Origin of the sequence: Mesorhizobium sp. M2A.F.Ca.ET.046.03.2.1, from assembly GCF_003952425.1 — a bacterium.
Lineage (GTDB): Bacteria > Pseudomonadota > Alphaproteobacteria > Rhizobiales > Rhizobiaceae > Mesorhizobium.
In genome coordinates, this window is sequence record NZ_CP034449.1 from 5821692 (window position 1) to 5835520 (window position 13829).

Here is a 13829-nt window from a genome sequence, read left to right on the forward strand (position 1 = left end):
AGGTCCGTTTTTACAGAGACTGAATCGAATGATTGGTGTGGAGTCTAAGCGAAGCTCGACGGAGTGGGGGTCGACTGTTCATCCTCACACAGAAAATCAGAAATCCGTCGGCGCGCCGCCTTCGGCGCGGCGTTTTTCGACGAAATCGTTGAGTTCCTCGCGGATGGCCGGATCCATATACGGCTCCTCGTAGGAGGCAAGGCGCTCCTTCCACACCTTGTTGGTGCGTTCCATCGCCGTCGGCGAGCCGGCCTCGGTCCAGGTCTCGAAGTTGCGCCAGTCGGAGACGATCGGCGAATAGAAGGCGGTCTTGTAGCGCTCCTGCGTGTGCTGGGTGCCGAAGAAATGGCCGCCGGGGCCGACCGACTGGATGGCGTCGAAGCCGAGCGCGTCCTCGGAGAGATCGAGGGGGGTGAGGAACTCGGCCACCATCTGCAGAAGATCGATGTCGAGGATGGTCTTTTCGTAGGAGCAGCGCAGGCCGCCTTCCAGCCAGCCGGCGCCGTGCATCATCAGATTGCCGCCTCCCTGGATCGCGCCCCAGAGGGAGAACACGCTCTCATAGGCAGCCTGCGCGTCGACCGTGTTGGCGGCGCAAGTGTTGGAGGTGCGGTAGGGGATGTTGTAGCGGCGGGCGAGCTGGCCGCCAACGAGCTGCGCCTTCATGTATTCGGGTGTGCCGAAGGCCGGCGCGCCGGACTTCATATCGACGTTGGAGGTGAAGCCGCCATAGCCGACCGGCGCACCTTTCTTGACCATCTGCGCGAAGGCAATGCCGGAAAGCGCCTCGGCGTTCTGCTGCACCAGCGCGCCGGCGACCGTGACCGGCGCCATGGCGCCCGACAGCGTGAACGGGGTGACGATCACGGCCTGGCCCATGCTCGCCATCTGGATGATGCCTTCCATCATCGGCACGTCGAGCTTGAGCGGCGAATTGGTGTTGATGATGGTGAAGACCGACGGTTCGGCCATTAGCTGCTCGCGGCTGATGCCGCGGGCGATGCGGGTGATCTCGATGCCGTCGACATTGCGCTCCTTGCCGAGCGAATAGATGTGGAAGACCTTGTCGGTCAGCATGGCGAGGTCGCGGATGCACTCCAGGTGCCGCACCGAGGGGTGGATGTCGATCGGCTCGACCGGATAGCCGCCGGTGCATTGCAGGATGTTGTGCATCTGCGCCAGGCGCAGGAAGTTGCGGTAGTCCGCCTGGTTGCCGGGCCGGCGGCCGCGGTCGAGGTCGGAGCAGTTCGGCGCCGAGGCCATCATCGACAGGATGACGTTGTTGCCGCCGAAGCGCAGATTATGCGCCGGGTTGCGAGCGTGCAGTGTGAATTCCGAAGGGCAGTGCGAGACGAGCTCGAGGATCATGTCGCTGTCGAAGCGCACGCGCTCCGAGCCTTCGCGCACATCGGCGCCGTGCGCCTTCATGATGCGGCGGGCTTCGTCGTGCAGAACGTCGACGCCGATCTCCTTCAGCACGCGCAGCGAGGCGAGGTGGATCGATTCCAACTCGTCGTCGGACACGAATTTGGTCGGCGTCAGCGGGTTCTTCAACTGCCGGAAGGCGGGCTGCTCGAAAGCGGCCGCGCCGCCGGCGCGCTTGCCCGCGCGGCCGCCACGGCGGGCGCGATCGGTAGCCGGTGCCGGCTCGGCGGGATGGAGGGCAGCGGTCATGAAATGCCTCGTCAGGGTACGTATTTGGCCGGCATAATGGACCGGCGGCCATGCAGCCGGTGAGGAGGCGGCGACCACTAGGGCGAGGGAAGCGACATGACGGGACGGCAACCGGTCGCCTGCCGTTTCGCTGCGTGAAGCCTGTTACATTCCCGTCTTTTACTTGTGCTATACTTGCAGGCCGAGCATCTTGAGGGGGATAGCGATGCCTGACGTCATCAAAGTGCGCGCGGCAACCAACAACGAGGTCGCGTTCCTGGCATGGGATATCGATGGGATGATCCCGGGTTGCCTCGGCTTCGAGATCGTCCGCCTCTATCCCGATAGCGGTGAGGAGCGTTGCCTGGCGGCGTGGGTGCCGTTCAAGGGACAGCGCAATCCAAGATGGATACCGCAGGACACCGGGGTGTGGCCGGTGCAGAAGACGTTCTGGCGCGACCTGACGGTGCGCCGGCGCCGCGACAGTATCCATCTCAGGCCGGAGGGCGAGATGATTGCCTACCGCGTACGCCCCGTCGGCGACATGAAGCCGGGCCTCGAACCGGTGCCGGTGCGTCCCGACCAGGTCGTGGACGGCAAGCCTGCCTATACGGGTGCTCCGCGTCCGCTCGGCTATCTCGGGCAGGGCGCCGTCAGTCCGCCGATTTTCCTGGGGCAAATGTTCGGCAACGCGCGGGTCGCCTTCACCAACGGGGTCTTGTCGACGCAATGGATGTCGCGCGCGCTGGCGGAAGCAGGCATCAAGGTCGGGCAGCGCGACAAGATCAGAGCCGAGCTGCAGAACCCGGCAAGCAAGATACGCGCGTACCTGCATGGCGATGTGCCTGACGTGCTTACCAGCCTGATGAAGCGGGCCAAGAGCGAAGGCGGCACTGTCAGGCTTGCGCTCTACGAGCTCGGCGATGACGAATTGTGCGACGCGATCATCGCCGCCAAGGACGTGGTGGAGGTCATCCTTTCCAATTCGGGCCGGGACGACAAGACCGGGAAATGGGACTTGGGCAACGCGCCGTTCAGGAAGCGCCTGCATGACGCCGGCGTCGTGGTGACCGATCGCCTGTTCAACAACAACCATATCGGCCACAACAAATTCGCCGTCTATCGCGATGCCCAGGGCGATCCGCGGGCGGTGATGACCGGCAGCACCAACTGGACCTCGACCGGTATCTGCGGCCAGTCGAACAACGCCTTCGTCCGCGACGATCCGGCAATGGCCAAGGTGTTCAATGCCTATTGGGAGCGGATGAAGACCGACGTGTTCCCGCCGCCGGCCAGCGAGAGCGCCGCCGGACATGTGGCGCAGACCCACGGCGTGCCGTTCCGCAAGGACAATCATATGGCGAACCCGCTCGACGGCGCGACGGTAGCGCTGAATGGCATGACGGTGTGGTTCTCGCCGAACGACCCGGAGCGCAACAAGAAGGACATCTCGGTGCGCCCGGTCGACCTCGAGGACGTCTTCGCCCGCATCAAGGCGGCGAAGCGCGCGGTGCTGTTTCTCGTGTTCAATCCTTCGCAGCTCGGCGAGAACTCGATCGTCGACCAAGCGGTGGCGGCGGCGAAAGCCGATCCGAAGCTGATCGTGCAGGGGGCGATCAGCGACGAGACGGCGATGCCCAACTACGTCGCACCTACCAAGGATCCGGTCACCCACAAGTCGAACAAGGACGGCAAGTCGCCCTTCGTGTTCCCGGAAAAGGTCTGGGAGGCGCCGAACGTCTCGATCGTCAGGGCGGCGAACCTGACCGGCGCGACGATCGCCCGCGATTTCCAGGCGGAAGTGCTGACCGTCGGCCACGCCATCGTGCACGATAAGATCGTCATCATCGATCCGATGGAGGACAACGCCACCGTCATCACGGGCAGCCACAACCTCGGCTACAAGGCCTCCTACGAGAATGACGAGAACCTGGTGATCGTGGAGGGCGACAAGACGTTTGCCGCCGCCTACGCGGTGCACATGCTGGATGTCTTCGACCACTACAAGTTCCGCGCCTGGCGCCGGACGATCGGGAAGGGGCCTTCGGACGACGACGGGATTTCCGTCGACGACAAATGGCTGAAGCCCTATGCCGATGGCAAGAAGGGAGCCATCGCCCGCTACTTCCCATAGCAGCCTCCGCCGGCCCCGCCCATTTGAGCGGCCGTTGACGCAAGCGGATTTCGCCGCCGGCCTGGCCGGCCCGGCCGAGGCTCCTGACAGGGCTTGGCTGGAGCAAGCGGTTTTCGCGTGCGAGGGCTTACGGCTGCCCAGGCGAACGGCTAAGGCTGCCAGCCGAGGACAGCCATGAGCGCGGCGGATTCAAAGAGCAGCGAGAGGGTGCAGTGGGCCGCGATCACCGGCGTGATCGCGACCGTGTCGGTGTTCGCCATCGCGCAAGGGCTTTCCTATCCGCTGCTGAGCTTCATCCTGCAGCGGCAAGGCGTTTCGCCGGCGATGATCGGGCTGTCGGCGGCGATGACGCCGATCGGCTTCATCGTTTCCTCGCCGCCAATTCCGGCATTGGCGCGCCGCTTCGGAGCGGGGCGCACCGCGCTCACTTGCGCGGCGCTCTCGGCGCTGATGCTGGCCCTGGTCGGCTGGACGCAGAATGTCTATCTGTGGTTCCCACTGCGCTTCCTGATCGGCGTGGTGACCAACCCGCTCTATGTGCTCAGCGAAATCTGGGTGATCGCGCTGGCGCCGCCGGCGAGGCGCGGCCGCGTCATGGGCATCTATTCCACCATCATCTCGGCCGGCTTTGCAGCCGGGCCGCTCTGCCTGCTTGCCGTCGGCACCGAAGGCTGGCCGCCTTTCCTGGTCGGCATCGGCGCCTTCCTCTTCTGCGGCGCCTGCCTGGCCGCGGTGGTGCGCCGCCTGCCCAAGGTCGAGGAGGCCGAGAACAAGGTTTCGGTGTTGGGCTTCATACCCTTGGCCTGGCTGCTCCTGTCGGCGGTCGTCGTCGCGGCCGGTTTCGAGCAGGCTATCCTGGCCCTGCTGCCGGTCTATGGAACACATCACGGTATTCCCGAAGCGCGTATGTCGGCGCTGCTGTCGGTGATGATCGCCGGCAACATCGCCATGCAGGTGCCGCTCGGCCTGCTCGCCGAAAAGCTGACGGCGCGCCTGGTGCGCTTCGGCTGCGTCGCCGTGACCATCCTTGGATGCGTGCTTCTGCCGGTATTGATTGAGACGCCGCTGATCTGGGTATGTGTCTTTATCTGGGGCGCCGTTTCCTACGGCATCTACACCATGTCGATCATCGAGCTCGGCGAACGCTTCACCGGCTCGGCGCTGGTCGCCGGCAACGCCGCCTTCTCGCTGATGTGGGGCCTCGGCGGCATCGTCGTGCCGCCGCTCACCGGCGGTGTCATGGATGTCATCGGCGCCGCCGGGCTTCCAATCACGCTCGGCGCGATCTGCGCTGCGCTGGCGACGGCGACGGTCGTGCGCCGGCGGGTTTTGTAGTCGATCTTAACACGGCTCTTGAATATCCAAGCAGCGAACGCGATGTAGGCGGGGCGCCTGATGGAGACCTGCATGACCAGCACGATGACCAAAACCCAGCCTGAATTGGCGGCTGACGATCCCTTCCTCTGGCTCGAGGATCGCAACGGCAAGGAAGCGCTGGGCTGGGTTCATCGCCAGAATGCGCTGACGGTGGCCGAATTGCAGAGTGATCCTTCCTATCAGCCGACCTTCGAGACCGCGCTCGACCTGATGACGGCCGAGGACAATATGCCGGTCGGGGCCGCACTTGCCGGTCACGTCTATAATTTCTGGCAGGACAAGACCAATGCGCTGGGCCTGTGGCGCCGCACGCCTGTCGCTTCCTACAAGACCGACAGACCGGAATGGGAGACAATCATCGATTTCGACCAACTCTCGGCGAAGGAAGGCGTGAAATGGGTGTTCGGCGGGGCGAGCCGGCTCTATCCCGATTTCAACCGCTGCCTGCTCTATATGTCGCCGGACGGCGGCGACGCCAGCGAATTGCGCGAGTTCGACATCGCCACGAGGTCCTTCGTCGAGGACGGGTTTCGCGCTCCGGCGTCCAAGTCGGGCTTTTCCTGGCTGGACAAGGACACGGTGCTCGTCTCGGCGGCTTTCGAGGAAGAGGACAAGACGCAGTCCGGCTATCCGCGCGTCATCAAGCTTTGGCGGCGCGGCACAAAGCTCGACGACGCGACGCCTATCTTCGAAGGCGAGAAGCAGCATCTCGCGGTTGGCGGCGGCGTCGAATATGACGGCGACAAGCGGCATGTGCTGCTCGGCAAGACGCTCGACTTCTTCACCTCGCACAGTTTCCTGCGGCTGGCTTCGGGCGAGAATCGGCGCATTCCGTTGCCCGACGACGCCACCGACACGGCGATCTTCAAGGGTCAGCTGATCTTCGGCGTGCGCAGCCCTTGGACGGCGCCCGACGGCACCCAATGCCTGCCCGACGGCCTTTACTCGGTCGATTTCGACCGGTGGATCGACACGGGCGCGTTCGGTCCATTCGAAACCGTGCTCGCGCCGGCGCATCGTGTCTCGATCGCCGGGCTGGCCAGGACGCAGGACCGGCTGTTCATCAACCTGATGGACAATGTGCGCGGCAAGGTCATCGCCTGCGATCGCACTCCCGACGGGTGGTCGCTGAAGCCGGTGGCATTGCCCGACAACGGCAATGTCGGCATCAGCCATGCCGAGCATTTCGGCTCCAGCGTCTCCTTCTCCTTCACCGATTTCCTGACGCCGAGCTCGATCATCTGGTCGGACGACGACGGCGAGACGCTGGAAACCGTGAAATCGCAACCGGCCCGCTTCGATGCCTCGCCCTATGTTTCGGAGCAGTTCGAGGCCCGCTCGAAGGACGGCACGATGATCCCGTATTTCGTGGTGCGGCCCCGCGACCAGAACGGGCCGGTGCCGGCGCTGCTCTATGGCTATGGCGGCTTCGAAGTGCCGCTGCTGCCAGGCTATGCCGGCATTCGCGGCAAGCTCTGGCTGGACAAGGGCAACGCGTATATCCAGGCCAACATCCGCGGCGGCGGCGAGTTCGGTCCGGCCTGGCACCAGGCGGCGCTGAAAGGCAAGCGCCAGAATGCTTTCGACGATTTCGCGGCGGTTGCCGAGGATGTCGTCAAGCGCGGCATCACCACGGCGGCACAGCTCGGCATCCAGGGCGGCTCGAATGGCGGCCTGCTTACCGGCACGTCGTTGACACAGCGGCCCGAACTGTTCGGCGCCGTCATCATTGACGTGCCGCTGCTCGACATGTTGCGCTACACCGAACTGCCGCCCGGCGCCTCGTGGATCGCCGAATATGGCGATCCGTCGAGGCCGGAGGAGGCGGCCTGGCTCGCCACCTATTCGCCCTACCAGCATGTCGCGGCCAATGTCGCCTATCCGCCGGTGCTGTTGATGACCTCAACCGCCGACGACCGCGTCCATCCTGGACACGCGCGCAAGATGGCGGCGCGGCTGCAGGAGGCAGGCCACGGGAGGACGCTGTTCTTCGAGGAGACCGAAGGCGGCCATGGCGGGCGCGGCGACCGCCGGCCGCAGGCGGCGCAAACGGCGATGCGCTACATGTTCCTGAAGCGTGCGCTCGGCGGCGTCGCCTGACTAAGGTGTATTGATATTCAGGTGATGCCAGCCTGCAAATATCGGTTTTCTGCGCTTCCGGTGCTCACGTACTTTAGGTACGCTCCGCTCCGGTTCTCGGAACCGACATTTTCGGCTCGGCCTGACCTGAATCTCAACACACCTTGGCACGACTTGAATTCGAGGCCTCAGGCGGCATAAGCTGGCGCCATGATCCGCTTCAGCACATCTGGCGCCTTCGGGGTCGCGGTGACGCCGTCACCGCGGACCCTTCGCGCCGAGTTGTTGCGGCTGTGCGCCCGCATCGGTTATTCGCCGCCTCGCTTCCTCTGACGAATCCGCCCCGGCCCTTGCCGGATTGATTCAAGAGGAAAGATCAAATCCATGACCTATCAGAATTATTCGCTGAAGCAGCTTCAGCAGATCGACGCCGCGCATCACCTTCATCCCTTCACCGACCACAAGGAGCTGCGCGAGGCAGGCTCGCGCATCATCACCCACGCCAACGGCCCGTTCATCTACGACGCCGACGGCACCGAAATCCTCGACGGCATGGCGGGCCTCTGGTGCGTCAATGTCGGCTACGGCCGCGACGAGCTGGCCGAGGCGGCGTACGCGCAGATGAAGGAGCTGCCTTACTACAACTCCTTCTTCAAATGCTCGACGCCGACGCCGGTGCTGTTGTCGAAGAAGCTGGCGGAGCTGGCCCCCAAGCATGTCAGCCAGGTCTTCTATGGCTCGTCCGGTTCGGAGGCCAACGACACGGCGCTCAGGCTCGTGCGCCACTACTGGGCGCTCGAAGGCAAGCCCGAGAAGAACCGCATCATCTCCCGCAAGATGGCTTATCACGGCTCGACCATCGCCGGCACGTCGCTCGGCGGCATGGAGCCGATGCACAAGCAGCTCGGCGGCGCGGTGCCCAACATCGTCCATGTGATGATGCCCTATGCCTATGAGCTCGCGCTGCCCGGCGAAAGCGACCATGATTTCGGCATCCGCGCGGCCAAGGCGGTCGAGGACGCGATCCTCGAAGCCGGCGCCGACAAAGTGGCCGCCTTCATCGGCGAGCCGGTGATGGGTGCCGGCGGGGTAAAAATCCCGCCGATGAGCTACTGGCCGGAAGTCGAGCGCATCTGCCGCAAATACGATGTGCTCTTGATGCTGGACGAAGTGATCACCGGCTATGGCCGCACCGGCGAATGGTTTGCGGCGCAGACCTTCGGCATCGAGCCCGACACCATCACCACCGCCAAGGCGCTGACCTCGGGCTACCAGCCGCTATCGGCGCTGCTGGTCGGCGATCGTGTCGCCAGCACGCTGGTGGAAAAGGGCGGCGAGTTCTATCACGGCTACACCTATTCCGGTCATCCGGTGGCCTGCGCGGTGGCGTTGAAGAACCTCGAGATCATCGAGAAGGAAGGCTTGGTCGAGCGCGTCAAGAACGACACCGGTCCCTATTTCGCGCAGGCGCTGCAGGAGAGGATCGCCGGGCACAGGCTGGTCGGCGAGGTGCGTTCGATCGGCCTGATGGGCGCGATCGAGATCGTCAAGGACAAGGCGACCAAGGAACGCTATCTGCCGTCGGGAAGTGCGGCGGTCGTCGTGCGCGACCACGCGATCGCGAACGGCATGATGCTGCGGGCCACCGGCGACACGATGATTCTCTCGCCGCCGCTGATCTGGACGCGCGACACGATCGACATGGCCTGCGAGCGGATCGCGAAGGCGCTCGATCTCGCGGACGCTGATTTGCGAAAGCGCTGAGGGGATATTGTCCGGGCGCTCCGCAATGGGCGCCCGGTCCATTCCTAAACGATGTGGGTGATGTCTCCAAACGCAAAAACCGCGCCCCAACGGGAACGCGGCTTTGCCAGATACGCATGGCGTTTCGCGACAAGAATACTTGCGAAACTTACGGGCTCCGGTACGCGAGACCTGATCCGGAGCGCCGGGCGGACGCGCTGTCCGCCTCGCAATCCGTTTTAAAGGCACATCGTTACCGGTGGGTTAGCGAGACCTTAAGCAAATCTAAATTTGCCGGCTTTGCGCTGGCAAATATTTCAAATAGCCTTTTAAAGTCAGTATCTTACGTCTTATTGCCGCGCAGGAAATTAATAATGCCGGAAAAATCGGCGCCGGCGTGCCCCTGCGCGTTAAATAGCGCATAAAGCTGAGTGGCTTCGGCACCGAGCGGGGTTACGGCGCCCGCGCCCTGCGCGGCTTCCTGGGACAATTTCAGGTCCTTCAGCATGAGCGCTGCGGCAAAGCCCGGCTTGTAGTCGCGATTGGCCGGCGAGGCCGGCACGGGGCCGGGCACCGGGCAGTAGGTGGTCAGCGACCAGCACTGGCCGGAAGAGGTGGAGGCGACGTCGAACAGCGCCTGGTGCGACAGGCCGAGCTTTTCGGCCAGCACAAAGGCTTCGGCGACGCCGATCATCGAGATGCCGAGAATCATGTTGTTGCAGATCTTGGCCGCCTGGCCGGCGCCGTCGCCGCCGCAATGAACGATGCGCCCGGCCATCGGCTTCAGGATCGGCTCGGCGGTGGCAAAGGCCTCGTCGGAACCGCCGGCCATGAAGGTGAGGGTGCCGGCCGTGGCGCCGCCGGTGCCACCGGAGACCGGGGCGTCGATCGAGGGCAGGCCCTGCCTGGCGGCAATCGCATGCGCCTTGCGCGCCGATTCGACATCGATGGTCGAGGAATCGATGAACAGCGCGCCTTTCCTTGCCTTGGGCGCGATGTCCTCATAGACCGACAGCACATGCTTGCCCGCAGGCAGCATGGTGATGACGACATCGGCTTCCTTCACCGCAGCGACGGCGTTCGCCATCACCGTCACCCCATGCTCTTTCGCGACCGTAAGGTTTTCGGGCACCAGGTCGAAGCCCAGCACCGCATGGCCAGCTTTGACCAGATTGGCAGCCATCGGATTGCCCATGTTGCCTAGGCCGATGAAGGCGATGGTGCTCATTGTCTCTCTCCCAAAAATCTGCTCAGCGACCAATCAGCGCCCGCGCGATGATGACGCGCATGATCTCGTTGGTGCCTTCGAGGATCTGGTGGACGCGGAGATCCCGCACCAGCTTCTCGATGCCGTAATCGTGCAGATAGCCGTAGCCGCCATGCAGCTGCAGCGCCTCGTTCGCAACGTCGAAGCCGATATCGGTGACGAAGCGCTTGGCCATCGCCGACCATTTGCCGGCATCCGGCGCCTTGCGGTCGAGCTTCGAGGCGGCGGCGTAGAGGAAGATGCGGGAGGCCTGCAGCTCCGTCTCCATGTCGGCCAGCCTGAACTGCAGCGCCTGGAACTGGTTGATCTTGGAGCCGAAGGCCTTGCGCTCGCCCGTATAGGCGAGCGCCTTGTCGAGCGCCGATTGAGCGCCGCCGAGCGAGCAGGCGGCGATGTTCAACCGGCCGCCGTCGAGCCCGGCCATGGCGATGCCGAAGCCGGCGCCTTCCGCTGCGAGCAGGTTTTCCGCCGGCACCTTGCAGTCCTCGAACATGACTTGGCGGGTCGACTGCATGTGCCAGCCCATCTTGTGCTCGTTGGCGCCGAAGGACAGGCCCGGCGCGTCCTTGGGTACGACGAAGGTCGAAATGCCCTTCGGGCCATCGCCGCCGGTGCGCGCCATCACTACATAGAGATCGCTGTCGCCGGCGCCGGAGATGAACTGCTTGGCGCCGTTTAGTATGTAATCGTCACCGCTCTTCACCGCGCGCGTCTTCAGCGCGGCGGCGTCCGAGCCGGAGCCGGGCTCGGTCAGGCAATAGCTCGCCAGCCACTCCATCGAGGTCAGTTTCGGCAGGAAGCGCTGGCGCTGCTCGTCCGAGCCGAAGCGGTCGATCATCGAGGCCGCCATGTTGTGAATGGAAATGAAGGAGGAAAAAGCCGGGTCGGCGTGGGCAAGCGCCTCGAAGATCAGCACCGCGTCCAGCCGCCCAAGCGCCGAGCCGCCGACATCGTCGCGCACATAGATGCCGCCGAGGCCGAGCGGGCCGGTCTCGCGGATCACGTCGGCGGGGAAATGCTTTGCCCTGTCCCAGTCGAGCGCATTGGGCGCAACGCGATCCGCCGCGAAGGCCTGGGCCATCTCCTGGATGGCGCGCTGCTCCTCATTGAGTTCGAATTGGCCAGTGCCCGCATCGACTGCCGCGTCCATGGCGTGCTCCCTGTCGTTTCAGGCCTTCTGGCCTGTCGTTTTTGGCTTTGCGCGCCGTTCAATCTAGACCAATGATGCCGCCGCGCAAACCCGGGCCGTTGAGAACCGGCTGTGCATGGAATGACTAACGGAGCTCTTGCGTGCCGACAATTTTCGATGAGTTGCTGGAGCGATTCCACTCCTATCTAGCCGGCGTCGACCACGATCTGCTCGCGGACGAAGTCGCGCGCATCGGCTGGAATATGCCTGTCCGTCCTCTCGAACCGCGCGCGCTTGCCTGCCTTGGCCATCTCGACCGCATCGCCGCGCTTGCGCCGCCGGATGCCAGGCCGCTGGCGCGGTTCGTCGCCGACCATCGGGATGCATTGCGCTGGGGGCAGACCTATAGCGCCGCCGATTTCGGGCAGGGTTTCGTCGACAATTACGGCTGGCTGGAAGTGTTCGGCACGCGAGGGCATTTCGTCAATGATGCGGCCGCGGCCGGTCTGCTGATCCTCGGGCCGGACATCGTCTATCCCGACCACCACCACATCGCGGAAGAAATCTACATTCCACTGACCGGCGGCACCGAGTGGCGAATGGGCGAGGGGGATTTTCATATTCGCGGCGCCGGCGAGATGATCCACCACGCATCGAATGTCAGCCATGCCATGCGCACCGGCAAGGAACCGCTGATGGCGCTCTATCTCTGGCGCGGCGGGCCGTTGGCGCAGAAGTCGACCATCGGTTCGGGGAGCAGGGGCTGATGGCAAAAGCGATCATGCTGCAGGGCACCGGCTCCGATGTCGGCAAGACCGTGCTAGTAGCGGGGCTTTGCCGGGCCGCGAAGAATCGCGGCCTGAAGGTCCGGCCGTTCAAGCCGCAGAACATGTCGAACAATGCCGCCGTGGCCGACATTCCCGGCGAGGTCGGCGAAGGTGAGATCGGCCGCGGGCAATGGTTGCAGGCGCTGGCCTGCGGGGTGAGGCCGACCGTGCACATGAACCCTGTGCTGATCAAGCCGCAGAGCGATATCGGCTCGCAGGTGGTGGTGCAGGGCAAGGTTTTTGGCGAGGCGCGGGCGCGCGACTACCAGGCGATGAAAGCCGGACTGATGGACGCGGTGCTGGATTCCTGGGCCAAGGTCGGCGAGGGCGCCGACCTGGTCATTGTCGAGGGCGCGGGCTCGCCGGCCGAGATCAATCTCCGCAGTCGCGACATCGCCAATATGGGTTTTGCGACTCGCGCCAATGTGCCGGTGATCCTGGTCGGCGACATCGATCGTGGCGGCGTCATCGCCTCGGTCGCCGGCACGCATCTCATCCTGCCGGAGGAAGACCGGCGCATGATCGCCGGCTATCTCATCAACAAGTTCCGCGGCGATGTCTCGCTGTTCGACGACGGCATCAAGGCGATCGAGAAATTCACCGGCTGGCGCTGCTTCGGCGTCGTGCCCTGGCTGAAGGCAGCCGGCCGATTGCCCTCCGAGGATTCCGTGGTGCTCGAGCGCCTCGCGTCCGGCGGGAAGCGGGCGCTGAAGGTGGCCGTGCCGATGCTGGCGCGCATCGCCAATTTCGACGATCTCGATCCGCTGAAGGCCGAGCCGCAGGTCGAGGTGGTGTTCGTGCCACCCGGCAAAAGGCTGCCGGAGGATGCCGGGCTGGTCGTCATTCCCGGCTCCAAATCGACCATCGGCGATCTCATCAAATTCCGAGAAAATGGCTGGGATCGCGACCTTCTCGCCCACCGCAAGCGCGGCGGCCATGTCGTCGGCATCTGCGGCGGCTATCAGATGCTCGGTCGCATGGTGCGCGATCCCGAAGGTATCGAAGGCAGCGTGACCGAGGCGGAGGGCCTCGGCCTGCTCAACATCGAAACGGTGATGGAACCGGAAAAGACCGTGCGCAATTCAAGCGCCCAGTCGGTGCAGTTCGGCCTGCCGCTCGAGGGCTATGAAATCCATCTCGGCCGCACCACCGGCCCGGACACGGCGCGGCCGTCGACGATCCTCAACGGCGCCGAGGACGGCGCGGTCTCCGCCGACGGCAAGGTGATCGGCACCTATCTGCACGGGCTGTTTTCCGCCGACGCCTTTCGCGCCGCCTATCTGGAGAGTCTTGGCGTCAAAGGCGGCGGCATCGACTATCGCGCCGAGGTCGAGAAGGCGCTGGACGAGGTCGCAGCCGAGCTGGAACGACATCTCGACTGTGACGCGATCTTTGGCCTGGCGCGATAGGTCCGTTCCACCGCACAGCGGCCGGACCAGCCGCATGTGCCCTGCGCATCGGTGTCGTGGCGGTTAGCCGAGCCATTTATGCGGTCGTCATTCTATGGCGGAGCAAGGAGCGGAGCGACGCGCGCAGACCATAGAATCCATTCCGTGACGTCGAGGCGTTGCAGCCGTGCAGAATTCTGCTCCGCTGCATTCCGCGGCGAAAGTAACGGAA

General features: G+C 64.3%; 9 protein-coding genes. 6 read left to right on the forward strand and 3 right to left on the reverse strand.

Annotation, left to right across the window (positions count from 1 at the left end):
* Positions 1-96 precede the first annotated feature (96 nt).
* Complete coding sequence (locus EJ072_RS27705) at positions 97-1674, reverse strand: trimethylamine methyltransferase family protein (RefSeq protein WP_126082192.1); 1578 nt, start codon at positions 1672-1674, stop codon at positions 97-99.
* A gap of 205 nt (positions 1675-1879) precedes the next feature.
* On the opposite strand from EJ072_RS27705, the gene EJ072_RS27710 reads away from it, so the two are divergent.
* The 4 genes from EJ072_RS27710 (at position 1880) to EJ072_RS27730 (ending at position 9007) form a co-directional block, all read left to right on the forward strand.
* The gene (locus EJ072_RS27710) at positions 1880-3787 is read left to right on the forward strand and encodes a phospholipase D-like domain-containing protein (protein WP_126082193.1); all 1908 of its coding nucleotides are present in this window, start codon (positions 1880-1882) and stop codon (positions 3785-3787) included.
* A 174-nt stretch (positions 3788-3961) separates the two neighbouring features.
* On the forward strand, positions 3962-5122 hold the full coding sequence (locus tag EJ072_RS27715; RefSeq protein ID WP_126082194.1) for an MFS transporter: 1161 nt from the start codon (positions 3962-3964) through the stop codon (positions 5120-5122).
* 72 nt (positions 5123-5194) lie between these two features.
* Positions 5195-7264 (forward strand): prolyl oligopeptidase family protein, encoded by a 2070-nt coding sequence (locus EJ072_RS27720; protein ID WP_126082195.1) that lies wholly within the window; start codon positions 5195-5197, stop codon positions 7262-7264.
* 363 nt (positions 7265-7627) lie between these two features.
* Entirely contained in the window at positions 7628-9007 is a 1380-nt protein-coding gene (locus EJ072_RS27730; protein ID WP_126082196.1) for an aspartate aminotransferase family protein, read from the forward strand.
* A gap of 322 nt (positions 9008-9329) precedes the next feature.
* Here the strand turns inward: EJ072_RS27730 and mmsB are convergent, their stop codons facing one another.
* Entirely contained in the window at positions 9330-10214 is an 885-nt protein-coding gene (gene mmsB / locus EJ072_RS27740) for a 3-hydroxyisobutyrate dehydrogenase (RefSeq protein ID WP_126082198.1), read from the reverse strand.
* Positions 10215-10236: 22 nt separating this feature from the next.
* The gene (locus EJ072_RS27745; protein WP_126082199.1) at positions 10237-11403 is read right to left on the reverse strand and encodes an isobutyryl-CoA dehydrogenase; all 1167 of its coding nucleotides are present in this window, start codon (positions 11401-11403) and stop codon (positions 10237-10239) included.
* A 140-nt stretch (positions 11404-11543) separates the two neighbouring features.
* Here EJ072_RS27745 and EJ072_RS27750 point away from each other — a divergent pair, with 140 nt between their 5' ends.
* Both EJ072_RS27750 and EJ072_RS27755 read left to right on the forward strand, forming a co-directional pair.
* Positions 11544-12149, forward strand: coding sequence for a dimethylsulfonioproprionate lyase family protein (locus tag EJ072_RS27750; protein WP_126082200.1), 606 nt, complete (start codon positions 11544-11546; stop codon positions 12147-12149).
* Positions 12149-13618 (forward strand): cobyric acid synthase, encoded by a 1470-nt coding sequence (locus EJ072_RS27755; RefSeq protein ID WP_126082201.1) that lies wholly within the window; start codon positions 12149-12151, stop codon positions 13616-13618. The genes EJ072_RS27750 and EJ072_RS27755 overlap by 1 nt, the downstream gene beginning before the upstream one ends.
* The last annotated feature ends 211 nt before the right edge of the window (positions 13619-13829 follow it).

What these genes read in the sequence shown, in the direction of transcription:
- EJ072_RS27710 (WP_126082193.1), top strand. Translation starts at nt 1,880, where the DNA reads ATGCCTGACGTCATCAAAGTGCGCGCGGCAACCAACAACGAGGTCGCG.
- EJ072_RS27755 (WP_126082201.1), top strand. Translation starts at nt 12,149, where the DNA reads ATGGCAAAAGCGATCATGCTGCAGGGCACCGGCTCCGATGTCGGCAAG.
- EJ072_RS27705 (WP_126082192.1), bottom strand. Translation starts at nt 1,674, where the DNA reads ATGACCGCTGCCCTCCATCCCGCCGAGCCGGCACCGGCTACCGATCGC.
- mmsB (WP_126082198.1), bottom strand. Translation starts at nt 10,214, where the DNA reads ATGAGCACCATCGCCTTCATCGGCCTAGGCAACATGGGCAATCCGATG.
- EJ072_RS27745 (WP_126082199.1), bottom strand. Translation starts at nt 11,403, where the DNA reads ATGGACGCGGCAGTCGATGCGGGCACTGGCCAATTCGAACTCAATGAG.
- EJ072_RS27715 (WP_126082194.1), top strand. Translation starts at nt 3,962, where the DNA reads ATGAGCGCGGCGGATTCAAAGAGCAGCGAGAGGGTGCAGTGGGCCGCG.
- EJ072_RS27720 (WP_126082195.1), top strand. Translation starts at nt 5,195, where the DNA reads ATGACCAGCACGATGACCAAAACCCAGCCTGAATTGGCGGCTGACGAT.
- EJ072_RS27730 (WP_126082196.1), top strand. Translation starts at nt 7,628, where the DNA reads ATGACCTATCAGAATTATTCGCTGAAGCAGCTTCAGCAGATCGACGCC.